This window comes from Solibacillus sp. FSL W7-1464, assembly GCF_038004425.1.
GTDB lineage: Bacteria > Bacillota > Bacilli > Bacillales_A > Planococcaceae > Solibacillus.
Genome location: NZ_JBBORC010000001.1, coordinates 3,884,239 through 3,910,068, shown reverse-complemented (window position 1 = coordinate 3,910,068; position 25,830 = coordinate 3,884,239). Strand labels below are relative to the sequence as shown.

23 protein-coding genes are annotated in these 25,830 nt (G+C 38.7%); 15 read left to right on the top strand and 8 right to left on the bottom strand.

From position 1 onward, the window contains the following. Positions 1-5 precede the first annotated feature (5 nt). Positions 6-245 (top strand): 30S ribosomal protein S18, encoded by a 240-nt coding sequence (gene rpsR, locus MKZ25_RS19530; RefSeq protein WP_191701183.1) that lies wholly within the window; start codon positions 6-8, stop codon positions 243-245. Positions 246-399: 154 nt separating this feature from the next. Here the strand turns inward: rpsR and rbsB are convergent, their stop codons facing one another. Genes rbsB through MKZ25_RS19500 form a run of 6 tightly spaced genes read right to left on the bottom strand, consistent with a single transcriptional unit; the run spans position 400 to position 6,041 of the window. After that, entirely contained in the window at positions 400-1,338 is a 939-nt protein-coding gene (gene rbsB, locus MKZ25_RS19525; protein ID WP_340802928.1) for a ribose ABC transporter substrate-binding protein RbsB, read from the bottom strand. 15 nt (positions 1,339-1,353) lie between these two features. After that, the gene (rbsC, locus tag MKZ25_RS19520; protein WP_340802927.1) at positions 1,354-2,295 is read right to left on the bottom strand and encodes a ribose ABC transporter permease; all 942 of its coding nucleotides are present in this window, start codon (positions 2,293-2,295) and stop codon (positions 1,354-1,356) included. Further along, positions 2,282-3,778 (bottom strand): sugar ABC transporter ATP-binding protein, encoded by a 1,497-nt coding sequence (locus MKZ25_RS19515; RefSeq protein ID WP_340802926.1) that lies wholly within the window; start codon positions 3,776-3,778, stop codon positions 2,282-2,284. Before MKZ25_RS19515 ends, rbsC begins: the two co-directional genes overlap by 14 nt. Before the next feature lie 15 nt (positions 3,779-3,793). Then, positions 3,794-4,183, bottom strand: a complete 390-nt coding sequence (rbsD, locus tag MKZ25_RS19510) for a D-ribose pyranase (protein ID WP_340802925.1) — start codon at positions 4,181-4,183, stop codon at positions 3,794-3,796. Then, positions 4,180-5,058 carry a ribokinase gene (rbsK, locus tag MKZ25_RS19505; RefSeq protein ID WP_340802924.1) on the bottom strand — a complete coding sequence of 293 codons (879 nt, stop codon included), beginning with the start codon at positions 5,056-5,058 and terminating at the stop codon, positions 4,180-4,182. Before rbsK ends, rbsD begins: the two co-directional genes overlap by 4 nt. Beyond that, complete coding sequence (locus MKZ25_RS19500; RefSeq protein WP_340802923.1) at positions 5,055-6,041, bottom strand: LacI family DNA-binding transcriptional regulator; 987 nt, start codon at positions 6,039-6,041, stop codon at positions 5,055-5,057. Before MKZ25_RS19500 ends, rbsK begins: the two co-directional genes overlap by 4 nt. 497 nt (positions 6,042-6,538) lie before the next feature. On the opposite strand from MKZ25_RS19500, the gene MKZ25_RS19495 reads away from it, so the two are divergent. The 14 genes from MKZ25_RS19495 (at position 6,539) to rlmH (ending at position 22,637) form a co-directional block, all read left to right on the top strand. Next, complete coding sequence (locus MKZ25_RS19495) at positions 6,539-7,486, top strand: YybS family protein (RefSeq protein ID WP_340802922.1); 948 nt, start codon at positions 6,539-6,541, stop codon at positions 7,484-7,486. Positions 7,487-7,499: 13 nt separating this feature from the next. Continuing rightward, entirely contained in the window at positions 7,500-9,476 is a 1,977-nt protein-coding gene (locus tag MKZ25_RS19490; protein ID WP_340802921.1) for a DHH family phosphoesterase, read from the top strand. Beyond that, positions 9,473-9,919, top strand: a complete 447-nt coding sequence (gene rplI, locus MKZ25_RS19485; protein ID WP_340716825.1) for a 50S ribosomal protein L9 — start codon at positions 9,473-9,475, stop codon at positions 9,917-9,919. Before MKZ25_RS19490 ends, rplI begins: the two co-directional genes overlap by 4 nt. 12 nt (positions 9,920-9,931) lie before the next feature. After that, the gene (dnaB, locus tag MKZ25_RS19480; RefSeq protein ID WP_340802920.1) at positions 9,932-11,284 is read left to right on the top strand and encodes a replicative DNA helicase; all 1,353 of its coding nucleotides are present in this window, start codon (positions 9,932-9,934) and stop codon (positions 11,282-11,284) included. A 194-nt stretch (positions 11,285-11,478) separates the two neighbouring features. Further along, on the top strand, positions 11,479-12,765 hold the full coding sequence (locus MKZ25_RS19475) for an adenylosuccinate synthase (protein WP_340802919.1): 1,287 nt from the start codon (positions 11,479-11,481) through the stop codon (positions 12,763-12,765). A 291-nt stretch (positions 12,766-13,056) separates the two neighbouring features. Next, complete coding sequence (locus MKZ25_RS19470; protein WP_340802918.1) at positions 13,057-14,526, top strand: peptidoglycan DD-metalloendopeptidase family protein; 1,470 nt, start codon at positions 13,057-13,059, stop codon at positions 14,524-14,526. Positions 14,527-14,763: 237 nt separating this feature from the next. Further along, a complete protein-coding gene (yycF, locus tag MKZ25_RS19465; RefSeq protein ID WP_340802917.1) occupies positions 14,764-15,474 on the top strand; it encodes a response regulator YycF in 711 nt (236 codons plus the stop codon). Positions 15,475-15,479: 5 nt separating this feature from the next. Further along, positions 15,480-17,318 (top strand): cell wall metabolism sensor histidine kinase WalK, encoded by a 1,839-nt coding sequence (gene walK, locus MKZ25_RS19460; protein WP_340802916.1) that lies wholly within the window; start codon positions 15,480-15,482, stop codon positions 17,316-17,318. Beyond that, on the top strand, positions 17,315-18,643 hold the full coding sequence (locus MKZ25_RS19455; RefSeq protein WP_340802915.1) for a YycH family regulatory protein: 1,329 nt from the start codon (positions 17,315-17,317) through the stop codon (positions 18,641-18,643). Before walK ends, MKZ25_RS19455 begins: the two co-directional genes overlap by 4 nt. Continuing rightward, positions 18,630-19,463: a two-component system regulatory protein YycI gene (locus tag MKZ25_RS19450; RefSeq protein WP_340802914.1), complete on the top strand. Its 834-nt coding sequence runs from the start codon at positions 18,630-18,632 to the stop codon at positions 19,461-19,463. The genes MKZ25_RS19455 and MKZ25_RS19450 overlap by 14 nt, the downstream gene beginning before the upstream one ends. Positions 19,464-19,477: 14 nt before the next feature. Further along, positions 19,478-20,266 (top strand): MBL fold metallo-hydrolase, encoded by a 789-nt coding sequence (locus MKZ25_RS19445; RefSeq protein ID WP_340802913.1) that lies wholly within the window; start codon positions 19,478-19,480, stop codon positions 20,264-20,266. A 180-nt stretch (positions 20,267-20,446) separates the two neighbouring features. After that, a complete protein-coding gene (locus MKZ25_RS19440; RefSeq protein ID WP_340802912.1) occupies positions 20,447-21,739 on the top strand; it encodes a S1C family serine protease in 1,293 nt (430 codons plus the stop codon). A gap of 163 nt (positions 21,740-21,902) precedes the next feature. Beyond that, complete coding sequence (locus MKZ25_RS19435) at positions 21,903-22,067, top strand: CxxH/CxxC protein (RefSeq protein ID WP_340802911.1); 165 nt, start codon at positions 21,903-21,905, stop codon at positions 22,065-22,067. Positions 22,068-22,157: 90 nt separating this feature from the next. Continuing rightward, positions 22,158-22,637, top strand: a complete 480-nt coding sequence (gene rlmH, locus MKZ25_RS19430; RefSeq protein ID WP_087617907.1) for a 23S rRNA (pseudouridine(1915)-N(3))-methyltransferase RlmH — start codon at positions 22,158-22,160, stop codon at positions 22,635-22,637. Here rlmH and MKZ25_RS19425 read toward each other — a convergent pair. Both MKZ25_RS19425 and MKZ25_RS19420 read right to left on the bottom strand, forming a co-directional pair. After that, positions 22,578-24,293 carry a recombinase family protein gene (locus MKZ25_RS19425; protein ID WP_340802910.1) on the bottom strand — a complete coding sequence of 572 codons (1,716 nt, stop codon included), beginning with the start codon at positions 24,291-24,293 and terminating at the stop codon, positions 22,578-22,580. The genes rlmH and MKZ25_RS19425 overlap by 60 nt on opposite strands. Before the next feature lie 67 nt (positions 24,294-24,360). After that, positions 24,361-25,830 carry a recombinase family protein gene (locus tag MKZ25_RS19420; RefSeq protein ID WP_340770617.1) on the bottom strand — a complete coding sequence of 490 codons (1,470 nt, stop codon included), beginning with the start codon at positions 25,828-25,830 and terminating at the stop codon, positions 24,361-24,363.

Sequence of the window (25,830 nt, the reverse complement as noted above, 5' to 3'; positions counted from 1 at the left end):
ACACGATAATGGCACCACGTCGCGGAGGCCGCAAACGCCGTAAAGTTTGCTACTTCACTTCAAATAACATTACGCACATCGACTACAAAGATGTAGATCTTTTAAAGAAATTCATCTCTGAGCGCGGTAAAATTTTACCACGTCGCGTAACTGGTACTTCTGCTAAATACCAACGTAAACTTACAAACGCAATCAAAGTTTCACGTATTATGGCATTATTACCATTCGTAGCTGAAGAAAAATAATTTTTCTAAAAAGTACAGTATTGGCTTATTCGGCCTCTGCTGTACTTTTTTTATTGTACGAAGTATTTTTATCAGTCCATAAAACAAAGGCCGCCACAAAATCACTTGTGACAGCCTGAGAGGAGCAATAGCCTATTTGAAGGCTGTTGCATTATTATTTTTTAATTAATTCAAGATTAACCGGGATCACTTCTTCAACCGTTTCACCGTTTAAATAAGCAATCGCTGTTTCCATTGCGATTTTTCCGATTTCATCAGGTTTTTGCGCAACTGTTGCAGCCAGACTTCCTGCTTTAACAGCAGCTACCGCATCATCAGTCGCATCAAAGCCGACCACTACAATCTTCTTACCTGAAGCTGAGATTGCTTCTTGCGCACCTAATGCCATTTCATCATTGTGTGCAAATACAGCTGTAATATCCGGATTGGACTGCAGAATATTCTCCATTACTGTTAAGCCTTCTGAACGGTTAAAGTTCGCTGTTTGCTTTGCAACGACGTCTAATATACCTGTGACAGCTTCATTGAATCCTTGTCCGCGATCACGTGCAGCAGATGATCCTGCGACACCTTCCAGTTCTACAACTTTGGCACCTTCACCAACTAACTCAGTAATATAGTCTCCAGCCAGCTTTCCGCCTGCTACGTTATCAGAGGCGATATGCGATACGACTTCGCCACCTTCAGACGACCGGTCTACCGTGATGACAGGAATATTTAAAGCATTGGCAGATTCAACGGCAGTTGCAACAGCAACTGAATCAACCGGGTTAATAATAATTAAATCAACGTTTTGCTGGATTAAATCTTCAATATCGGAAGCTTGTTTAGATGCATTATCCTGGGCATCTACAATCGTTGTTTTCACACCGAGTTCTTTTGCCTTTGCTTCTGCATTTTCACTTAGCGTTACGAAGAAAGGATTGTTTAAAGTAGAAATGGATAAACCGATTGTCAAAGTATCATTACTGCTTTCTGATGATTTAGCCGATGTTCCGAAAGAAGGCTCCAAGGAGAAGCCTGGTTTTACCGTACAAGCCGAAAGCATTACAGTGGCCAAAAGTGCCATTAATAATATTAATTGTTTTTTCACGCTAATGACCTCCTTCTACGCTGTTTTTTTACGGTCAATTAATACCGCGATTAAAATAACAATCCCTTTTACCACTTGCTGGAAGAATGAAGAAACGCCAATTAAGTTCAATCCGTTGTTCAACACTCCGATAATCAAGGCACCTACCAATGTACCGAAAATCCAGCCTTTACCGCCTGTTAAACTTGTCCCACCTAAAACGACTGCTGCGATTGCATCCAACTCATAAGATGTTCCAGCTGTTGGCTGTGCAGAATTTAAACGAGAAGTTAAAATTAGAGCGGATAAAGCAGCCAACATACCTGTTAACGAGTACACTGCAATTTTTACACGATCGACATTGATTCCTGATAATTTAGAAGCTGCTTCATTTCCGCCTACTGCATAAACACGGCGACCGAATGTTGTTTTATGCATAATTACATATAACACAATGAAAGCTAGAATCATTGTACATACCGGAACTGGAATACCGAAGAAATACCCTTTACCTAACATTTGGAATGTAATTTCATTTCCTAAGTCTGAAACAGGACGGCCATCCGTATACACTAACGTTAATCCGCGATAAATTGTCATTGTTGCCAATGTTGCGATGAATGGTGCAACTTTTCCTTTTGCGATGATGATACCATTTACAGCACCTAGAATGGCCCCTAACAATAAGGCTGCGAGAATCGTTAATACTGGATCTATTCCTGAAGCGAGCATTGTGGCAGCTACTGCACCTGTAAGGGCTAATGTCGAACCGACTGATAAATCGATACCGCCGGTTAAAATAACAAAAGTCATACCAAATGCAATGAGCGCGCTAATCGATACTTGACGTAATATATTCAAAACATTATCTGTTGTCATAAAGCTTGGATTTAAAATCGTAATGACAATTACAATTAAAAATAATCCTAAAAGAGGACCTAGCTTTCCTAACATTTCTTTTGAGCTAGTTTTTAACAACTTCTTCTCCTCCTGTTGCATAATGCATAATAGTTTCTTGTGTTAAGTCAACATTGTCTAAAATAGCTGTTTGACGTCCTTCATGCATGATCATTACACGGTCTGCCATACCTAACACTTCCGTTAGCTCTGAGGAGATCATTAAAATGGCTACACCTTCCTCCGCCAACTTATTCATAATCGAGTAGATTTCCTTTTTTGCCCCAATATCAACACCGCGAGTAGGTTCGTCCAGGATTAAAATATCAGGCTTTGTACTTAACCACTTCGCAATAACTACTTTTTGCTGATTACCGCCGCTTAATGAACCGACAGCCTGTGTCGCATCACTACAGCGTATATTTAGCTGCTCAATATATTCCGCAGCATGCAATTGCTCTTGTTGCGGTTGAATAAAACCACTTTTTGCGATCGTTTTCAAATTTGTTAAAAACATATTTTCCTTAATTGAAAAATCCAGTACAAGTCCTTCTGTTTTACGGTCTTCTGTCACAAATCCAATTCCGTGTTTCATTGCTTGAATCGGATTTTTGATCGTCGCTTTTTTACCGTGGATGAAAATATCCCCTTTGGACTTTTTAAGGTTACCGAATATGGCTTGTGCCACTTCTGTACGGCCTGCCCCCATTAATCCGGCGAATGCTAAGATTTCCCCTTTACGAATCTGGAAGTTAATATCTTTGCAGACAGCAGGACAAGTTAGCCCTTTTACTTCTAAAGCAACATCCCCGATTTTTGCATCACGGCTAGGATAACGTTCACCAAGCTCACGTCCGACCATCATTTTAACGATTTCATCAAAAGTTGTTTTTGGAATTTCACGGACCCCAACATATTCACCGTCACGTAAAATCGTAATACGGTCACAAATGGCAAAAATCTCTTCCATACGGTGCGAAATATAAACAAACGAAATACCTTTTGCCTTCAGTTCCCTGATCGTTTCAAAAAGAGTTTCAATTTCACGATCTGTAAGGGCAGCTGTCGGTTCATCCATTACGATATATTTTGCATCTGAATTAATCGCTTTGGCAATTTCAATCAGCTGTTGTTTTCCGACTGATAGCGAACCGGCAGGCTGACGTACATCAATGTGCAAACCGAGTTTTGCCAATAGTGTCTTTGCTTCTTTATTCATTTCACGCGTTCGCAGGAATCCCGTACGACCGATTGTTTTTTCTTTTCCTAAAAACAGGTTTTCCGCTACAGATAGATGCGGCAGAATATTTAATTCTTGGTGAATTACGTGAATGCCCAAGTTTTCTGCATCTTTTGCTGAAGTAAATGTATACGACTGACCGTCAACTAGCACATCTCCGTTATCACGTGAGTAGATGCCGGCCAAAATTTTCATCATCGTTGACTTACCGGCGCCATTTTCACCCATTAAGGCGTGGATTTCCCCGTCTAACAGGGTGAACTCAACATTATTTAATACGACGTTGTCATTGAATGCTTTTCTTATGCCTTTCATTTCAATCATGTTCCGTCACCTACCTTAGAAAATTACGCCGCTTTGTAGCATGATATTGGCGTATGGTGTCATTTCACCTGTACGAATAATGACCTTTGCTTCGCTCGACATTTTTTTGAATTGCTCGTGTGAAATATATGTAACCGGTTCCACAATTTTCAAAATAGATGAATGAACAGCTTCGTTAGCAGCTTTTATTTCTTCTGCCAAGTAACTCTGTTCTACTTCTAAATCTTCCAGAACGACTTCCAAAATTGTAATAAATCCTGGCTCTCCCAATTTGTATGATAAATCAATACATGTAACACCTTCTGGAATCGGTAAGCCGCAATCGGCAATAACAATTTTATCTGTATGACCTAAACGTGCAAATATACCTGCCAACTCTCGATTTAATATGCCCTGTTTTTTCATTTTGCGCCGTCCTTTCGAGCTATCACGTTTTCTAAATTGGGCATACCACCTTGGGCTCCGAATTTTTCAACGGATAATGATGCCGCTATATTCGCAAAAAATACTGCTTCTTCAATCGACTGGCCGTTTGTAATTGCATGGGCGAATGCACCGTTAAAGGTATCCCCGGCACCTGTTGTATCAATAGCTGTCGTTTTGTATCCCTTTACATGAACATGTTTTGTACCATCGAAGTAGCGCGCGCCATCTTCACCTAATGTCACAATTAACTGATTTGGATACTTTTCCAATGCTGCTTCAACATCATCACCAAATAGTAAGGCACATTCGGTTTCGTTCGGTGTTAAATACTCAATATAAGGCATCCATTCAATGTCAAAGTTTGCTGCCGGGGCAGGGTTAAACAGTACTGGTATTTGAAGCTCTTTACATAACTTTAAGCTGTACTCAATTGTTTCAACTGGTATTTCAAGCTGCATGACAACTAACTGGCTGTTTCCGATAACAGTTTTTGCTGAAGCAACTACTTCTGGTGTTACTTTCGAGTTGGCGCCCGGTACAACGACAATACGGTTGTCCGATTCGTGGAGCAAAATATTCGCAATGCCTGTAGCGCCATTTGTATTCATAACTAAGCTTGTATTTATATTTTCTTCGTTCAGATTCGCACGAAGCTCTGTACCGAAGCTGTCCGAACCGACAGCACCTAACATTTTAACTTGGCTGCCTAAGCGTGCAGCAGCAACTGCCTGGTTTGCCCCTTTACCTCCTGGCACTGTTGTGAATAAGCTTCCTAAAACGGTCTCACCCTTCTTAGGGAAAACATCCATTTGAACGACTAAGTCCATATTGATACTTCCTATTACCGTAATCATATTGCAGCTTCCTTTCTTGTCGTCCCACGCACAATTAATTGCGGATCTATATTTAATATCGTTTGTTTCATTTCTTTGCCTTCAATCTGCTCAATTAACATTGTTGCGGCTGCAGCACCCATTTTGTATAAGTCCTGGCCGACCGTTGTTAATGGCGGTGATACCATCTCACCGAGCGCAATACCATCGAAGCCTACAATCTGCAGTTCTTCCGGTACACGCTTGCCAAGCTTATGCGCAATATGAAGAGCAGCGATGGCTAATGTATCGCTGCTTGCGAAAACTCCATCAATTTGCGGGTTACTTGTTAAAGTTTGTTCAATTGCTTCAGCAGCAACTTTAAAATCAAAAGATGTTGTTATAACAATTGGATCTGGTCTTTGTTTATCTGTTGCGTCCAGAAATCCTGTAAGACGGTCATCAGCAGTTTTTAACCCTTGTGGACCACGTATACATAATAAATTTTCTGCACCGTTTGTGAGTAAGTACTCCGCCCCAAGTCTGGCACCTTTTCTGTTATCGGTTGCCACAGTCGGGACAGTTGCATCGATTATTCGGTCTAGTGCAACGATTGGTGTATTGATGGACATATAAACAGAAGGATCCATTAAGCTTGTTGCCACAATTAAGCCCGCAACATAAGTTTGTGATAGGCGCTCTAAATATAACAACTCTTTTTCCATTTGGTCGTCTGAATTACAAAGAACAACGGTATAGCCATAAGATAAGGCCATGTCCTCCACTGCACGTGCCAACTCTGGAAAATACGGATTTTTTATATCAGGCACAATTAGACCAATAATATTGGATTGTTTTTTACTTAATGAACGTGCAACACTGCTAGGCTTATAATCCAGCTCACAAATTGCTCGTTCAATACGTTCTGATGACTTTTTACTGACATAACCATTTTGATTTAAGTAGCGTGATACTGTTGCTACAGAAAGATTTGCAACCTTTGCCACATCTTTAATGTTAACCATCTGCACGCCCCCCTCAACAAAATGTGTTACCGGTTACATAATATATGCTATACAATACAAATTGTCAACGAAATAAAGGACATAAAGAACAGAAAAAAAGCTTTTAATACGTAGAAACTAGTTATTCAAACAAAAATTACTCCATATTAAGTTATACTAAAAAAATTATAATGACATACTAATCATTTCTTTTAAACTCTATGCAATGGATTTTCATCCTATTTATATCTGATATGTAAGTAATTACATGATTTTGTACAGCAATGGGATATGCAGAGTTGTTAAGTAAAAGAGAAGTTAAAGGGAATATCGGAATATATACGTTTAATTCATTCTTCTTGTCGTAACGGTTATTTTGTTTGATCATGCAAAAATGGTACAATAGAAATGTGAGAAAAGTTGAAAGTAGACCGGTCGAAAGCCGACCAATTATAGCAGCAAAGTTTGAATAATCGTTGCATTATAGTCTAGCGAACAACAGATAAGGAAGGTTCTCCATGCAAAATAATCAAACAAGAAAGCTGGCACATGGTGCAATGATGATTGCGCTTTTCACTGTGCTGATGGCAATCGTATTTTATATTCCATTGGCGAATATTATCGCGGCGATTATTGCTCCGTTACCGATGATCTGGTATAGCGCAAACTATAATCGAAAGTCATCGCTTTTAGTCGCAGTGATTGCTGTATTTATTACTTTTTTTATCGGTGGACTGCTTTTACTACCCGCTTCATTAATCTTTGCAGCAGCAGGTGTAGCGATAGGAGATGCTATTTATTATAAAAAAAGTAAAGTATTTATGTTTATCTCCACGAGTATTGTCCTGCTCATCACATTTGCGATTCAGTATTTAATTTCATTGCGTTTGTTTGAAGTGGATTTTATTCGGGATTCTCTTGCGCTTATGAAGACGAGTTATATGGAATCGATTAAAATGACGGAAAATCTGACTGGACAACCTGTGCCCAAAGAAACAATGGATATGGCGAATACTATGTTAAATACATTGGAAATGACAATTCCGGCGTCCGTTACATTTGCCATGTTATTTTTAACATTTATTATTATTACCGTTAATTTACCTATTTTAAAACGTTTAAAAGTAGATGTACCAAAGTTTGCGAAGTTTAGTGAATTGCGTTTACCACGATCGGTATTATGGTATTACTTAATCGTTTTATCGGTGAATTTATTCGTTCGTCCAGAAGCCGATTCTTCATTGGCTATTATCATGCTAAATATTTCAATGGTATTATGGGTATTATTAACAATACAAGGTATCTCATTTATACATTTTGTCATTGATGCGTTTGGCTATCCGAAGTTTATAAAAGTTTTAAGTACAATTTTAGCGATACCTCTCTATTCGTTTGTTATTTTAGTAGGTATTGTTGATTTAGGCTTTAATGCACGTAATTACATTCGAGAAAAGAGTCAGAAATGAGGAGCTGATGGGAATGGGGATTTTTCGTAAAAGACCAATTCGATATCCACTATTAGTATTGTTTTTACTTGGTGCAGTAGCAGCTATCCTTATTATGATGTGGAATGTATGGGTGGGAATAGCCTTTATAGCTATTTATTCAGCAGCAGCTTACTACACGGTAAAAGTTGAATTATTAACATATGTAGAAACCGAAAAGCATATTCAAGCACTTTCTTACCGAATGGAGGATGTCGGAAAAGAGGCATTTCTGGAAATGCCATTCGGAATCCTGTTAATGAATGATGAAATGACGGTGGAATGGGCCAACCCGTTTATGCTTCGCGTCCTGCAGCACGAATCGCTGGTCGGATATGAACTGGAAATGATTTCAGAAGAGCTGCCTATACTTGTTAAAGAGGATCAAAAAAATGAAACGGTCATTGCTATCAATGATCGAAAATACCATATTTATTATAAAGAAGAAGAGAAACTTTTCTATTTCTTTGATATTACAAAGCAAGTACAGATTGAAAAGCAGTATATGGCGGACCGTACAGTACTTGCCATTCTATTTATCGATAACTATGATGAGCTCACATCGGGCATGGATGACCAGGCACGAAGCGTAACCAATACGATGATGACATCGATTATAAATGAATGGGCAGCACATTATGATATTTTTGTTAAAAGAATCGCATCGGATCGTTACATGGCTGTGTTAAATGAATCGATTTTATCTGAGCTTGAGCAGAAGCGTTTTTCAATTTTAGATGTAATCCGTGAACGAACATTGATTCAGAAAAATTTATCATTAACGTTAAGTATCGGTATTGGAGCAGGCTCTCAATCCCTTGTAGAGCTTGGACAATTAGCGCAGTCGGGTCTTGATTTGGTTCTGGGCCGTGGTGGTGACCAAGTAGCCATTAAGCAGTCCAATGGTAAGATTCGCTTTTATGGGGGCAAAACAAACCCTGTTGAAAAGCGCACAAGAGTACGTGCCCGTGTAATATCGCATGCATTGAGTGATTTGATTCAAGATAGTGACCGCGTTTTCGTAATGGGCCATAAGAACCCGGACATGGACTCAATAGGAGCATCTGTCGGTGTACGTAAAATGGTTGCAATGAACGGAATTGAAGGATTTGTTGTAGTCAATTTTGAAGAAGTGCGCGGAAGTGTGGACCGGCTAATGACCGAGTTGGAGCAAAAAACCGATTTTTACGATCGCTTTATTACACCGGATGAGGCTTTATCCAAAATTACTCCGAAATCACTTGTAGTCATTGTCGATACCCATAAACCGAGCATGGTAATTGATAGTCGGATATTAAGCAGGACAGATAAGGTCGTTGTTATTGACCATCACCGTCGCGGGGAAGAATTTATCAATAATCCGACATTAGTATATATGGAGCCATATGCATCTTCTACAGCAGAACTTGTTACAGAGCTGCTGGAATACCAGCCTCAAAATGAAAAGTTATTGCCGCTTGAAGCGACAGCATTATTGTCTGGTATTATAGTGGATACAAAAAGCTTTACATTAAGAACAGGTGCGCGTACATTTGAAGCCGCTTCGTATTTACGTACATTTGGTGCTGATACTGTACTGATTCAACGTCTGTTAAAAGAAGATGTAGAAACATATGTTGCCCGTTCAAAAATTATTCAAACTGTAGAATTTCCGTTTGCAGGAATTGCGGTTGCAAATGGTGAAGATTCAAAAATATACGATTCCGTATTGATCGCACAAACGGCAGATATTTTACTTACAATGAAAGATGTCGGTGCCTCGTTTGTCATCGCCCATCGCAATGATGGACAAATCGGCATTAGTGCACGTTCATTGGGAGAAGTAAATGTCCAGCTTGTCATGGAAAGGCTTGGCGGTGGAGGCCATTTAACAAATGCCGCTACACAAATGCAGGCACAATCCATTGATGAAGTGAAAAAGTATTTGTATGAAGCAATTAATGAAGTAGTCGAAGGGAGCAAAGAATCATGAAAGTAGTATTTTTAAAAGACGTAAAAGGTAAAGGTAAAAAAGGTGAAATTAAAGAAGTGGCAGAAGGTTATGCACGTAACTTTTTAATTAAAAACGGGTATGCAAAAGAAGCTAATAACCAGGCAATTAGTGAACTGCAAGGTCAAAAGCGATTAGAAGAAAAAAATGCTGCAGCAGAATTGCAGGCAGCGAAAGATTTAAAAGAGCAATTGGAAGCAATTACAGTAGAAGTAAAAGCAAAATCAGGTGAAGGCGGTCGCCTATTTGGTTCAGTATCCACAAAGCAAATTGCGGATGCATTACAAAAGAAACATGGTTTTAAAGTAGATAAACGTAAAATGGATTGTAATGACGGACTTCGTTCATTAGGTTTTGCCAATGTTCCAGTGAAGTTACATCAAGATGTAAAGGCTACTTTAAAGGTACATGTAATTGAAGAATAAGGAGCGACAACAATGAACGAATCCATGATGGACCGTGTTCCCCCGCATAATAGTGAGGCGGAGCAATCGGTCATTGGAGCCGTTTTCCTTGAACCACAAGCTCTAATAACAGCATCCGAAATTGTTATAGCAGATGATTTTTATCATATTGCCCATCAAAAGATTTTCCAGACGATGCTGAACTTGAGCGATCAGGGAAAAGCAATTGATCTTGTCACTGTAACGGAAGAATTATCAGCAAAAAAAGAGCTCGAGGATATCGGCGGGTTAAGTTATATTACGGAATTGGCGAATGCTGTCCCGACAGCTGCCAATATCGCACACTACGCAAAGATAGTAGAGGAAAAGGCGATTTTACGTCGCCTTATTCGCGTTGCATCTAAAATTGCGGATGACGGATATACGCGTGAGGATGAGGTAGAAGTACTTTTAGCAGAAGCTGAAAAGAAAATGCTTGAAGTTTCGAACCGTAAAAATGCGGGTGATTTTAAGCACGTTAAAGATGTACTCGTTCAAACATTTGATAACATTGAACAGCTTCAGTCACGTGACGGAGATGTGACGGGTATTCCTACCGGTTTCCGTGATTTGGACAAGATGACTGCGGGTTTCCAACGCAACGATTTAATTATTGTAGCGGCCCGTCCGTCAGTTGGTAAAACAGCATTCGCCTTAAACGTAGCCCAAAGTGTTGCTGTAAAGGCCCGTGAAAATGTTGCGATTTTTTCTCTTGAGATGGGAGCAGACCAGCTTGTCATGCGTATGTTATGTGCAGAAGGGAATATTGATGCACAACGCTTGCGTACAGGCGCTTTGGAGACAGAGGACTGGAGCAAGCTGACGATGGCTATGGGAAGTTTATCGAATTCCGGTATTTATATCGATGACTCTCCGGGTGTGCGTATGACAGATATACGTGCTAAATGCCGACGTTTAGCTAAGGAAAACGGCTTAGGGATGATTTTAATTGATTACTTGCAGCTTATTTTAGGTAGCGGTAAACCAGGGGAAAACCGTCAGCAGGAAGTATCGGAAATTTCACGTTCTTTAAAAGGTTTAGCGCGTGAACTAAAAGTACCCGTTATAGCCTTATCACAGCTGTCTCGCGGTGTAGAGCAGCGTCAAGATAAACGTCCGATGATGAGTGACTTGCGTGAATCTGGTTCGATTGAGCAGGATGCCGATATCGTAGCCTTCTTATACCGTGATGATTACTACGATAAAGAATCGGAAAGTAAAGATATTATCGAAATCATTATTGCAAAACAGCGTAACGGTCCAACAGGCACGGTAAGCTTGGCATTCCGAAAAGAATACAATAAGTTTCTTAATTTAGAATTTACCCCTCCTCCACGAGAAGAATAATACTTAAACACGAACAATATACATTAGTTAAATGTATATGTTCGTGTTTTTTGTTGACATTTATGATTCGGAATTGTTAAAATGTTCATGTTTCATCATTAAGGAATTAAAAGGTAAATTCTTATGAATAAGAATGAAATACTTAATACATAATTTTAGTCGTTAGGTAATTCATTCGTCGGAGGTGCACATAGATGACAGCTGTAGTTGTAGTAGGTACGCAATGGGGAGATGAAGGGAAAGGCAAAATTACAGATTTCCTTTCAAAAAGAGCAGATGCAATCGCACGTTATGCTGGTGGAGATAACGCGGGTCACACAATTAAAATCGGTGGAGAGACATATAAATTGCATTTAATCCCTTCAGGAATTTTTTATCCGGATAAACTTTCGGTTATAGGGAATGGTGTTGTGCTTAATCCAAAGTCAATTGTAACGGAATTAAAAGGACTGCAAGCTAGAGGAATTGATACATCGAACTTAAGAATTTCCAATCGTGCACATGTTATTTTGCCTTATCATATTCATCAGGATATTGCAGAGGAAGAAGCACGTGGTGATGAAAAAATAGGAACGACAGCAAAAGGAATTGGTCCATGCTACCAAGATAAAGTTGCCCGAATCGGGATTCGTGTAGCAGATCTTTTAGATAAAGAAACATTTGAGAAAAAATTACGTGCAAATTTAACATTAAAAAATCGTTTATTTACGAAGTTTTATGAAGTAGAAGGCTTACAATTCGATGATATATTCGAGGAATACTACGCATACGGTCAAGAAATCGCCCATTATGTAACGGATACATCGAAAGTGCTGAATGATGTTATTGATGAAGGCGGTAAAGTGCTGTTTGAAGGGGCACAAGGGATTATGCTTGATGTCGATCAAGGAACTTATCCATATGTAACATCTTCAAATCCAGTGGCAGGCGGTATCGCAATTGGATCAGGTGTTGGTCCAACAGCAGTAGAACGCGTTGTTGGTGTTTGTAAGGCATATACATCCCGTGTTGGAGATGGTCCATTTCCTTCTGAACTTCATGATGAAATTGGTCAGCAAATTCGGGAAGTAGGCCGTGAATATGGTACAACAACAGGTCGCCCGCGTCGTGTTGGATGGTTTGACACGGTTGTAGTTCGTCATTCACGCCGAGTTTCGGGGATAACGGATTTGGCTTTAAATTCTATTGATGTGTTATCAGGGCTTGAAACGGTTAAAATTTGTACAGCGTATGAATATAACGGAGAACAGATTACAGAATACCCGGCAAACCTGGAAATCATTGAACAGTGTAAACCTGTCTATGAGGAACTGCCAGGTTGGTCAGAAGATGTGACGAACGTTCGGACATTTGACGAGCTGCCTGATAATGCAAAAAAATATGTACAGCGCATTGTAGAGCTTACAGGTATTTCATTGATGACTTTCTCTGTTGGCCCTTCACGTGAGCAAACAAATATCGTAAATGAAATCTGGAAATAATTGATTGACATAGAGAAGTGTATTAAAGGTCTAACAGGCTTTTAATACGCTTTTTTGTCATTTACAGGAAATAATGGGAATGGATATAAAAGAGGAAGGGATACTATTTTGCCTAATGAAAATGTAACATTTTTTTAGAAAATAATACATTTACGTTACAAAAAGACTGGAACGGTTCATTTGAAATGAGAAATATGGTACATTAGCAAAGTGTGTTTTTGACTATAGAGGATTTCCTAAAAAAAATACAGCATGTTTTATAGAATAGATCTAGTCGAGAGGAGCTTTATCATGAGTTCAAAAGGAAACAAGTTAGACTTAAAAAAATCAAAACTAAGTCTAATGAATCGTCATAATAGAAAACTTAAAATGGCTGCATTATTTGCACTGCTTGTTTCTACAGTGACATTCAATATAGGTTTCGCGAATGAAACAGATAAAGAAAAATTCGCTAAAGTTTTCCACGTTTATGTAGCTGATACATACGTAGGTTCAGTTGCAGATGAAGCAACTGTAAATGAGGTTGTCACGCAAAAAGAGCAAGAGGCAAGCGAACAATATAAAGATTTAACACTAGACGCTGGGGCTGATATTTCACTTATCCCAGAGCAAGTATTTACAGCCGATGCTAATGAAGAACAAACATTAAAAAACCTTCAGGAAGCAATAACTGTTCAGGCAAAAGCCTACTCATTAAAAGTTGGGGAAACAGTTGTTGCATCAGTGAAAGATAGAGAAGCGTTTGAAGCTGTAATTGACGGATTAAAGCTTCAATTCGTGACACAGAACGATTTAAACGAGTTGCAAAATAATACTGCTAAAGATGCTATACCCGAATTACAAAAAAATGAAACACGTCTTGTCGACCTAACATTATCTTCTCCGATTACAGGGGATGAAGTGCTAGCTGAACCAGCAAATGTTGTATCAGCACAAAAAGCGGTACAAATTTTACAAACAGGTGCAGCAGAGCAAGAAGCATACACTGTAAAAGCTGGTGATGTGTTAGGTTCAATTGCAAAAGGGCATGATTTAACAACTGCTGAATTATTAAAAATGAACCCTGCACTTAAATTAGACACTGTCCTGCAAATTGGTGAACAAGTTAATGTAACTGTTCAAAAGCCATTGGTTACAGTAAAGGCGGTTTACGAAAAGAAAACTGTTGAGGGCATCGATTTTACAAAAATTGTTAAAGAAGATGCAACGATGCTAAAAGGTAAAAAAGTTGTTAAGCAGGAAGGCGAAAAAGGCAAAAAGGAAGTTTCCTACTTAATCACTGAAGAGAATGGTGTCCGAACTGAAAGAATACAATCAGAGGCGAATGTTTTAGCTGAGCCTGAAGACCGTATTGTCGTGATCGGAACTAAAGTGATTCCCTCGGTCGGAACAGGTACTTTTGCTTGGCCGGCAGTTGGCGGCTATATCTCAAGTAATATGGGAGAGCGCTGGGGACGTTACCACTACGGGATTGATATTGCCCGTCCATCAAACTATACGATAAAAGCGTCAGATAATGGTGTTGTCAAAACTGCAGGCAAGCATTCAACATACGGAAATTATGTAGTGATAAACCATAAAAACGGTTTTGAATCGTTATATGCTCATTTATCTCGGATTGATGTAAAAGTTGGACAAGTAGTTGAACAAGGTTCTGCTTTAGGACAAATGGGTTCAACAGGACGTTCAACAGGTACACATTTACATTTTGAAATTCATAAGAACGGTAAAGAAGTAAATCCGTTATCATATTTAGATTAATTTTTAGCAGTCCAAGCGTGATTTGGACTGCTTTTTCTATAATATGGTCGCTACGTTATCAGATTGGTTAAAATTCAAAAACTATTCTTAAATGGATGGAATATTTCCCGGAAAATAATCATAGCGATATAGCTGTATAATGCACCAAATAGCAAAGCATGATAGAGTAGTTATAGTAAAAATAAAGATAACCTTTCATATTATAGATAGAATTTATGAGAAAAGAGGAATTAGATGATGGATAAAACGATATTAGTTGTAGACGATGAAAAACCGATTGCAGATATTCTGCAATTTAATTTAATTAAAGAAGGTTATCGCGTCATTTGTGCATACGATGGAGACGAGGCACTTCAAAAAGTTGAAGAAGAACAACCTGATTTAATGTTGCTGGATATTATGTTACCTAAACGTGACGGCATGGAAGTATGTCGTGAAGTGCGTAAAAAATATGATTTTCCAATTATTATGCTGACGGCAAAAGGGTCGGAAATCGATAAAGTATTAGGACTGGAGATGGGTGCTGACGATTATGTAACAAAACCGTTCAGTACACGTGAATTAATTGCCCGTGTGAAAGCAAATATGCGTAGGTTAAACGTACCTGCCCAAATAGAAGAAGCACCTGCGGAAACGAATGATATAGTCGTTGGTTCTTTAACAATTCAGCCAGATGCCTATTTAGTATTAAAGCGTGACGAATCAATTGAATTAACACACCGCGAATTTGAATTGCTGCATTATTTAGCAAAACATATTGGTCAGGTGATGACACGTGAGCATTTGCTGCAAACAGTATGGGGTTATGACTATTTCGGTGATGTACGAACAGTGGATGTAACAATTCGTCGTTTACGTGAAAAGATCGAAGACAATCCGAGTCATCCTTTATGGATTGTTACGAGACGAGGAGTCGGCTACTACCTACGAAATCCTGAACAGGAGTAAAATACATGCAAAAAGTGAGTTTTTTTAAGTCCATCCATGTAAAGCTTGTACTGATCTATGTCCTATTAATTATAATTGCGCTTCAAATTATAGGCATTTATTTTTCAAAGCAGCTTGAGACGAATTTAAAAACGAATTTCCAAGATTCGATTCGCCAAAGAATTGAGCTTGTGCATTATAGTGTTCGTGAAGAAATGCTAAAATCGCGCGATGAAACGAGCTCACCTTCACTTGAGGTTAGTTTAAAAATGATTTTGCAGGGGATCGCTACAGAAGATATTAATAAAATCAATGTAGTGGATAACCGAAACAGAATTATAGCCACTTCTGATACGAATGACCAGGCACTTGTAGGTCAGCGAATAAACGAAAAAATTATACGACAGGCGATGTCTTCGGAAACAATATGGGATACCGTTTCATTGGATCGCGATACAGGTCTGCGTGTATGGATACTGGCAGTCCCGGTAATGGATAATGTGGGACCGGCCGGTGAATTGAAAGGCGTCATTTACGTTCAGTCGAATATCGAAAAGGTATATGAGCAATTAAATGAAGTTAACCGGATTTTCGCAGCAGGTATTGCAGTGTCACTTGCTATTACAATTATTTTGGGAATTCTCGTAGCACGGACCATTACTCGCCCAATTTCGGATATGCGAAAACAGGCACAAGCGATGTCAAAAGGGAACTATGCAAGGAAAGTGCGTGTATACGGGACAGATGAAATTGGTCAGTTAGCCATTGCTTTCAATCATTTGACCAATCGCCTGCAGGAAGCACAATCCACAACTGAAGCAGAACGCCGAAAATTGGCAAGTGTACTTAGTAATATGACGGATGGTGTAATCGCAACAGACCGTAAAGGGAAAATTATATTGATTAATGATCCGGCATTGGAATTGCTTCATGATTCACGTGAAACAACTTTAAACCGCCCGATTGCATCGGTATTGGGTTTAGACCAAGAATATAGTTTTGAAGACTTGATTCATATGAAAGATCCTGTGAATCTTGATTTTAGTATGAATGATACACCGTATATGTTACGCGCAAACTTTTCTGTAATTCAAAAGGAAACCGGTTTTGTGAATGGTCTGATTACGGTATTGCACGATATTACTGAACAGGAAAAAATTGATATGGAACGTCGGGAATTTGTTGCGAACGTTTCCCATGAATTGCGAACGCCGTTAACAACGATGCGGAGTTACTTAGAAGCACTTGCAGAAGGTGCATGGAAAGATGAAAATATTGCGCCGACATTTTTAAACGTCACGCAAACCGAAACAGAGCGTATGATTCGCCTTGTAAATGATTTACTGCAGCTATCAAAAATGGACAGTCAAGAATATGAACTGAACCTGGAGTTTGTTGAATTCAATAAGTTTTTCACGCAAATTATTGACCGTTTTGAAATGTCGAAGTCACAAAATGTGGAGTTTATCCGGTTGCTTCCGGAAAAAAGTTATTTTGTTGATATTGATACTGATAAGCTGACACAAGTAATCGACAATATTATTTCAAATGCGTTGAAATATTCTCCGGATGGCGGCAATATTCGTTTTGGCTTTACAGTTCATGATAATATGCTGCGCGTTATGGTTTCAGATGATGGCATGGGGATTCCGAAAGAAAATGTATCAAGAATTTTCGATCGATTCTATCGCGTAGATCGCGCAAGAGCAAGGTCGATGGGTGGAACAGGCCTAGGCCTTGCAATTGCCCGTGAAATGATTGAAGCACATGGAGGGAAGATTTGGGCAGAAAGTGAGGAAGGACAAGGTACAACGATATTCTTCACATTGCCATATGAATTGGATGAAGCGGGGGATTGGGAATGAAATATATTGAACAGATCAAGTCTCTTTTATTAACATTCCTCGTTACACTCAGCGTTGTATTTACACTTCTTATTTGGAATTACAAACCAGAATATGAAACGATAAAAGAGACACAGGTCGAAGAAGAGCTTGTTGGGCAGTCCAAGGAATTGCAGGAAGTACTAAAACCATACAGATTGCTGTATCGCCAAAATGAACAGTTTTCCGGCACGGTTGCTACCGCTACTATAAATGAGTTCTACAGCCAATTACGTACGTGGGAAATTTACGATTTGGATTTAGTTGATACTGAACTATCTAACATTAAAATGAACGATATGCTGCGTAAGGATAATCGAGTAACGATGTTTTTTAATGAAGAAATGCCATTGCAGGTTTTTTCCAGTCTTTTATCCTTTAATGATAATGAAATACCGGAGGCAAGCTTTACACGTCTTATTGTAGACTGGTCAAATATAGAGAAAAATGGTCAATTACAGATACTCTTCCTAAACACAGAAAAGCGACTGTTATATAGTGCATATGCAGGCTTACCGGATAAGGAATATTTTATGAAGAAGGTAATAGAACCGGCCAATGGTTTTAGCCAATATGTTGAAGTTGAGCGGGATAATTTGCGTTCTTTGTATGTGGCCAAAGATCCTATTCAATCATCGACCTATACGTATTTAGTGGACCCGGTGTCTGTTGAAACTTCTGTTAGTTCATTTAAAAAGATTTTGTTTACCGATTTAAAAATTGTAAAGCCGAATAACGAAGGTCCTCAATCTGAAAGGTTTACTGACGGGACATCATTGATGACGGTAGATAACCAAAATCGTATTATAAATTATGTGCATCCGCCTGCAGAAAGTATTGCGCCAATATCTTCCTCGAAATTGCTAATAGACAGTTTTAATTTTGTAAATGATCATGGTGGTTTTACACAGGATTTCCGCTTGTCTTATATGAATATTGGTAAGCATATTACAGAATATCAGTTGTTCGTCCAAGGGTATCCGGTTCATAGCGAAGTTACAACAACACGACTTGCGACGACTTGGGGTGAAAATCGTATTTTCCGTTATCGCCGCCCTTATTATTCGATTGGATCTTTTGTGAAAAGCACTCAGAGAGAGCTGGATTCAGGAGAGCAAATAATAGAATCTCTACGTACAGAGAATAATGAATTATTTAAAGAATCAGATGAAATTGTTGTTGGGTATCAATTGACGCAGAATGCGGATGTTATTGTTTTAAATCCAAGTTGGTTCGCCATTACAAACAATGTATGGAAACCACTTACACCCAAGGAAATAGGGGGTGTTGAAGTTGGATTGGAGTAGAACGAAGACTATTTTTATATGGGTTTTTCTAGTATTGAATCTCTTTTTGTATACGCAATATCTGGAGAGTTATAATGAAGGCCAGGAAATAGAAGTTTTAGGGGAAACAATGGAAGTGGAAGCAAGATTGAAGGAAGATAATATTACGTATATTGCTCTTCCAAACAATAAGGAAAGTGCAGCATACTATTCAGGAGAAATTAAAAACTTTTCCCCATCTGAAGTTCCGTTTTTCCCGAACCAAAGTGCAAAGATTGAAAATAACAACAAACTGATTGTGGCGATGGAAAAGCCTGTAAAGCTTCAGAAAAGTGATACTCGAGATGCGTATACGGAATTTGTCCATAACAATGTATATGAAGGTGATTCCTATGTGCTTTGGGATATCGATGAAGAGAAAAAAGAAGCGACATTTTTCCAGAAGGTAAACGACGTGACATTGTATTATAATGTACGTGGATATATAAAACTTTATTGGGATGATGACAACCGTATCATTTCCTATGAACAGACAATGCTGGAAAAGCATGAAAAGCTGGATAAACAGCAAAATCTATTAACTGCAAGACAAGTATTGCAGATTTTATATGGAAAGAATTTATTAAAACCGGATTCTCAGATTACGGAAATGAATCTAGGCTATTCTACAATTGTTCAATTAACGCAAACTCAGGTATTTGCACCGACATGGGAAGTACGGGTCAAGCTGGCTGATGACACAGTTGAAATACATTTTGTGAATGCGGTACAAGGACGAATTGTAGAGATCCAAAACGATTTATCCGAAATTGTCGAGCAGACAGAGGATTTGGAAGAGTAGGGAGTTTTTAAACAATGCGATTTAGCGTTTTAGCAAGTGGCAGTACAGGAAACGCAGTCTACGTAGAAAATGATGAACACTCATTTTTAATTGATGCAGGATTAAGCGGAAAGAAAATGGAGCAACTGTTTGCTAATATAGATCGTGATATGAAAAATTTATCAGGAATTTTAGTAACACATGAACATAGTGACCATATAAAAGGGCTTGGTGTCATTGCACGTAAATACAATATTCCTGTGTTTGCAAACGCAAAAACATGGACAGCGATGGACGGGCTAGTTGGTACGATTCCAACAGATTTATGTTTTGATTTTGATATGGAAACAGTAAAGACATTTGGCGGGCTGGATATTCAATCATTTGCGGTGTCTCATGATGCTGCTGAACCGATGTTCTATACATTCTATGAGAATGGACGAAAGCTTGTTGTCATTACTGATACAGGCTATGTAAGTGACCGGATGAAAGGATATATCGCAGCAGCAGATGCCTATGTTTTCGAAAGTAACCATGATGTGAGCATGCTCCAAATGGGTAAATATCCTTGGAGTATTAAACGTCGTATATTATCGGATGTAGGGCATGTTTCGAATGAGGATGCTGCAGTGGCAATGGCTGATGTTGTTGCTGAAAAACCGACGCAAATTTATTTGGCGCATTTAAGTAAAGACAACAATATGAAAGATCTGGCGCGGATGAGCGTAGAGCAGACATTGCAGTCTTGCGGCATTATTGCAGGGGAATACCTGCATCTGCATGATACCGATGCAAATGAACCGACAAAGCTGGTGACAGTGTAATTTCAGCAAGGCATAATTGAAGTAAATATGGGTAAAAGATAGGTGTGTTAAAAGTTTCTACTTTTAGCATACCTTTTTTATTTTAACTGCAATTTTTAATTAGGTTTTATGTGATTTTCATCTAATTTTAATGTTAAATGTGTATGCTATCAGTAAGAAAAAAATGAAAGGATGAGCGATATGGGTTACTATCCTGAAGACGAGAAGAAAGAAACTCAAAATGATCGTATTGCAGAGCTTGAGGCTCGTTTAAAAAGAGAAGAAGAAGAAAAACAACAGCGGCAAAATAGAAAAGGAAAAAAAGGCGGCAGTAAAGGCGGGTATTTTTTATCTGGCTTAAGCGGTGTAGTCGTTGGTGCTTTATTGTTATGGCTCCTGCTTCCTTCATTGGCAAATCAGTTACCAGGTGGGAATGAAGTAAATTCGGTTACAAACGATTCCCCAAACTCAACGATCAGTCAAACTGCAACTGAAGTGACAACAGATGTAACAGATGCGGTTGAAAAAGTATCGAGTGCCGTTGTTGGAATTACAAATATTCAAAATGTAGCACCGAACTTTTGGAATCAAAGTACTGGAGAAGCGCAAGCGGTAGGTAGCGGTTCGGGCGTTGTCTATAAAAAAGAAGGGAACTTTGCCTTTATCGTCACGAACCACCATGTTGTGGATGGAGCAGAACAAATTGAAGTAACTCTAGACGATGGGGAAAAAGTAAAAGCAGAGCTTATTGGTTCTGATATTTGGACAGACTTAGCAATACTTTCAATACCAAGTGAGGGAATTGATACAGTAGCCAACTTCGGAGATTCGGATGTATTAAAACAAGGTGAAACAGTAATTGCCATCGGAAATCCACTTGGCTTAGATTTTTATGGATCTGTAACAACAGGTGTAATTTCAGGGAAAGATCGTTCAGTACCAGTCGACTTAAATGAAGATGGTGCAGAGGACTGGTCAACAGAAGTATTACAGACGGATGCGGCAATCAATTCAGGGAACTCTGGTGGGGCTTTAGTAAATATTGCCGGCGAATTAATTGGTATAAATTCGATGAAAATTGCCCAGTCTTCAGTTGAAGGCTTAGGATTTGCGATTCCGATCAATTCAGCAATTCCGATTATTGAACAGTTGGAAAAGCACGGGGAAGTTCAACGCCCGACAATGGGAATTTCCTTAGTCGACCTAACGGAAGTACCTGCATATTATCAACAGCAAACATTGAAATTGCCGGAAGAAGTCACAAATGGTGTTGTCATTTCCCAAGTTGTAAGAGGTTCAGCGGCGGATAAAGCAGGATTACAGCAATACGATGTAATTGTAGAAATGGATGGCGAAAAAATTGAAAACGCAATCGAGCTCCGCAAACATTTATACAACGAAAAATCGATAGGCGATACATTAAAAATTAAAGTATATCGTAACGGTAAAATAGTAGAAGCTAATTTAGAGTTAGTGGAAAATGCACAATTGTAAATGTGGATAACTTAATTAAAGAATGAAATTGTACACAACGGGTAGAGAAGAAAAAGGCTTGTCTTTTCTACTCGTTTTTTGTCTGTTACAATAGGTTGTGGATAACATTTCAGAAATTGTGAATAAGTTTGTGGAAATTTCAGAAAAGAAAGAAGGTTTAAAAATGAAGACATACAGCTGTGAAACCCATATAGATCATGCGTTAGATATGCACGTGGCAGAAACTGAACAATTCCCGATGATGAATTTATTATCGGAAGAGGAAAAGTTATCAACAACTTGTTCCTACTGTGAACAGTCAGCAACATATATTGTATCAAGTAAATAACTTTACACAATATATAGTTTTTATTTGTGGATATGTGCATAACTTTTGTGGATAACTTGTTTGTAAATGGAATGTAAAGGTGGATAAGTTGTGAATATTACTATCATCTCGGTTGGTAAGCTGAAAGAAAAATATTTAAAAATGGGTATTGAGGAGTATGTGAAGCGATTAGGGGGCTATGCAAAAATCGATTTAGTAGAAGTACCGGATGAGAAAGCACCTGAACAGTTAAGTGATGCCGATATGGAAATCGTCAAACGTAAAGAGGGAGACCGTATCCTTGCGAAAATCAATGATGGTACATATGTCATTGCACTGGCACTGGACGGGAAAATGAAAACGAGCGAAGAAATGGCCGCAGATTTAGAAGCGCTGATGACTTACGGGAAAAGCAAAGTGGCGTTTGTTATAGGCGGATCATTAGGATTGCATACAGATGTACTAAAGCGCGCAGATGAAAAACTGTGCTTCGGAAAAATGACCCTACCTCACCAGCTGATGAAACTTGTGCTAGTAGAGCAGATTTACCGCAGTTTCAGAATTATTAAGGGTGAACCGTATCATAAATAGAGGCAAAAAAAGTTGTAAATAAGGTGGCATTTTGTGATCGTAAGCGAATTTTGGGGATGAAAATTCATCTTCCATATTTGCTTCACGATACAAAAGGTGAAGAAGGGTAAATGTCTTCGAAACGTTTACTTCTGAAAAATCGAAGTCGAGTTCAATGGTGTCGATGGAGCGCGGTTTGCCAGTTGGCTGTTTTACCGTAATCTGTCCAATTAGTAATTGTAGTAACCGTTTCTGATGTTCTCGTGGCGCGCATTTATAAGCATCTAAAAAACGTAATAGCAACGTTTGAATCAAGTCAGGCTGTATTACTTTTGAATCGTTAGAGCTTAGTTGCGCGGTGATTTCGTTTTGTCTTTGCTCTAAATCCGTCTTTTCAGCTGTTAGTTTTTGAAGGCGCTCTTGTAGTATTGTAACGGGAAGCGTCTTTTGTTCAAAGGCATCTAAATATTGGTTTTGAAGCGACTGTATTTCGAGCAGTCGTTTTTTTATGTCCTCAAGCTCGGTAGATAAGGAATGGAGCAATTCAATAGATGTCGTGTTAAGAGCTTGTAGTTTTGAGAAAAGCTGTTGTTCGCTATGGGCAAATTGTTCAATTCGCTCAATGAGTTGCGCTTCTGCTTCATATGCTTTCGTTGAGTTCGCATGACAGGCAGATGATCCTTTGTTATGAAAGTCAGAGCAGACGTAATAACGGTATTTCTTTTTAGTGCCGTCTTTTGATTTCCACGTAGTAATGGCTGGCACCATACCTTGATTGCAAGTAGGACAGCGTAGCAGACTACTAAGTAAAAAAGGTTCGTTTGATTGGCGCTGTTTAAAGGACCTACTATTTCGTCGTGCTTGCACGATATTCCAAAGGTCGTCTGGAATAATTGCCTCATGTTTACCTTCAACAATGATTGGATTAGGGTTTTTGCCTTTTCTGCGCTTGCTATCCCAATTCTCAACTTTTGCCCAACTTACTTTACCGTTGTATATAATGTTGTCCAAAATCTGTGCAACACCATTAACCGAAAAATGATGTCCGCGCTTCGTTCGATAACCTGCCTTGTTCAAGTGATTAGCAACTGCTTTTAACCCTTTGCCTTCCGCGTATAGTTCAAAGGCTAATTTAACAATAAATGCTTCCTTTTCGTTAATGACTAACGCTTTATCGACGACGTCATAGCCGAATACGATGCCCCCATTCCAATAACCTTCATATGCGCGTTGCTTCATGCCGAGCTTTACGTTTTCTGATAGCGTATTACGTTCCATTTCAGCAATCGAAGCCATAAGCTGAACAACTAAACGTCCAATTGGGGTACCTGTATCAAAGTTTTCAGAGTAAGAAATGAATTTTACATCGTTCGCTTCAAACAAGTCTAATAACGTAAGTGTATCTAACATGTTGCGCGATAGACGTGAGATTTTCCAAACGAGCACAGCTTGGAACTTATTGTTCTCGACATCAGCAATAAGTTTTTGAATTGCAGGGCGACGTGTAATGTTTTTACCACTTATCCCTTCATCGACATATTCACCAGCAATTTCCCAACCGTATAGCTGTGCATATTGTCGTAATGTTTGTAGTTGCGCGGAAATACTATAACCTTCTGTTGCTTGTTCCTCAGTCGACACCCGACAATAAATCGCTACTTGTCTAATTTCATTCATGATAAATCCTCCTTTCACCGCCATTTTAATATGAAACGAAAAAAAGAGAAAGGATGCGCACCTTTCTCTAAATAACCTGATTTAAATACGTTAAATCAAATTTATAAATGATGTCCTTAATTGTTCGGTTCTTGGGTTTGTCACCTGGATTAACGTGGATTTTTTTAATTAAAGATTGTAAAAGAATTTTCTTATCATCATCTTTTATCATGCTGAAAAATTGTAAGAAGTCCTTCAATGAATTCGCAACAATAGTTGTTAAGAATTGTTTATCACTAAGTTTTATCTGTTGATTCAAGCTTTCTATTTGCTTTACAAGTGCTTGCTCTTCTTGCTGTAAATCGTGCATCTCCTCTTCAAAGATTTCTTCTGTGATAATGTCCCGCATGCGCCAATTTATGAGTTCTTTTCTTTTTCGCTTTAAATCTACCAAGTCTGCTTCCTGTTTCTTTATTTGCTGTTGCAAAGGCATAACTTCATTTATGGAATAGGAATGGAGTGTATTAATTAATGGCTCTATTAGATTATGCTTTTGAAGGGTAGTGAAAACTTGCTCATATACAGCTTTTTCAGCGTATTCCTTTGAGATAAGGTTTGCTAAGCAGGCAGAGGAACCGCTATTTTTGTTGCGAGAGCATTGATAATATTTATACTTCGGACTGCTGTTTCCTTGAACCATTGGCGCGCCACATTGGGGGCATCTTAATAAACCAGACAGCGGAAAGCTACCAGGGTGAATCTTTTCATGAAGATGACTATTTAATTTCATGATACTCTGAGCTTTTTCCCATAATGTCACATCTATAATAGGAGCGTGTTTGCCCTTCCTTAATTCACCGCGCCATTTCATATTCCCGATATATATAGGATTACTAAGAATGGTCTTTACAGCAAAAATGGTCCAATAATTATCTTTCTTTGTACGAATCCCTAACGTATTTAATGCAGATGCAATCTTTTTATAACCCCATTGTTCGTTTGCGTATTTATCGAAAATAAAGCTTACAACTTTTGCTTCTTCAGGGACAATCTTTAACTTTTTATTTGAGGATGTGTAGCCGTAAATGATACCGCCATTAAAATGTCCTTCCGAAGCTCTCTTTTCCATGCCTGAACTCGTCCTGAAAATAATCATATCTCTTTCCAGCTCAGCCACTAACGACATGATTTGATAGAGAATCTTTGAACGCGGGTCGCTTGTATCGATGTTATCAGCAATACAAATGAGTCGTATTTCTTCTTCGTTGAGGCGCTTATAAATGTAAAGAGCCTCTAAATTGTCGCGCGAAATACGGTCTGAGTCATATACAACGACACAATCAATTTTATTTTTCTTGTCCATAATGAACGAATATAATTCCTTAAATGCATCGCGATTTCTAAAGGATTTCGCGGATTTAGCACCTTCGTCAAAGATATGAACGAGTGTAATGTCATTAGAGTCACAGTATCTTTTAATTTCTTCGGTTTGCTTTGCGATAGAAGTGTTATCTAATTGTTTATCTGTACTTACTCGAACATAACCTACTGCACGCAT

Coding starts and splice junctions, on each gene's coding strand:
- MKZ25_RS19515 (WP_340802926.1), bottom strand. CDS start 3,778: ATGATTGAAATGAAAGGCATAAGAAAAGCATTCAATGACAACGTCGTA.
- rbsD (WP_340802925.1), bottom strand. CDS start 4,183: ATGAAAAAACAGGGCATATTAAATCGAGAGTTGGCAGGTATATTTGCA.
- rbsK (WP_340802924.1), bottom strand. CDS start 5,058: ATGATTACGGTAATAGGAAGTATCAATATGGACTTAGTCGTTCAAATG.
- MKZ25_RS19500 (WP_340802923.1), bottom strand. CDS start 6,041: ATGGTTAACATTAAAGATGTGGCAAAGGTTGCAAATCTTTCTGTAGCA.
- MKZ25_RS19495 (WP_340802922.1), top strand. CDS start 6,539: ATGCAAAATAATCAAACAAGAAAGCTGGCACATGGTGCAATGATGATT.
- MKZ25_RS19490 (WP_340802921.1), top strand. CDS start 7,500: ATGGGGATTTTTCGTAAAAGACCAATTCGATATCCACTATTAGTATTG.
- rplI (WP_340716825.1), top strand. CDS start 9,473: ATGAAAGTAGTATTTTTAAAAGACGTAAAAGGTAAAGGTAAAAAAGGT.
- dnaB (WP_340802920.1), top strand. CDS start 9,932: ATGAACGAATCCATGATGGACCGTGTTCCCCCGCATAATAGTGAGGCG.
- MKZ25_RS19475 (WP_340802919.1), top strand. CDS start 11,479: ATGACAGCTGTAGTTGTAGTAGGTACGCAATGGGGAGATGAAGGGAAA.
- MKZ25_RS19470 (WP_340802918.1), top strand. CDS start 13,057: ATGAGTTCAAAAGGAAACAAGTTAGACTTAAAAAAATCAAAACTAAGT.
- yycF (WP_340802917.1), top strand. CDS start 14,764: ATGGATAAAACGATATTAGTTGTAGACGATGAAAAACCGATTGCAGAT.
- walK (WP_340802916.1), top strand. CDS start 15,480: ATGCAAAAAGTGAGTTTTTTTAAGTCCATCCATGTAAAGCTTGTACTG.
- MKZ25_RS19455 (WP_340802915.1), top strand. CDS start 17,315: ATGAAATATATTGAACAGATCAAGTCTCTTTTATTAACATTCCTCGTT.
- MKZ25_RS19445 (WP_340802913.1), top strand. CDS start 19,478: ATGCGATTTAGCGTTTTAGCAAGTGGCAGTACAGGAAACGCAGTCTAC.
- MKZ25_RS19440 (WP_340802912.1), top strand. CDS start 20,447: ATGGGTTACTATCCTGAAGACGAGAAGAAAGAAACTCAAAATGATCGT.
- MKZ25_RS19435 (WP_340802911.1), top strand. CDS start 21,903: ATGAAGACATACAGCTGTGAAACCCATATAGATCATGCGTTAGATATG.
- MKZ25_RS19425 (WP_340802910.1), bottom strand. CDS start 24,293: ATGAATGAAATTAGACAAGTAGCGATTTATTGTCGGGTGTCGACTGAG.
- MKZ25_RS19420 (WP_340770617.1), bottom strand. CDS start 25,830: ATGCGTGCAGTAGGTTATGTTCGAGTAAGTACAGATAAACAATTAGAT.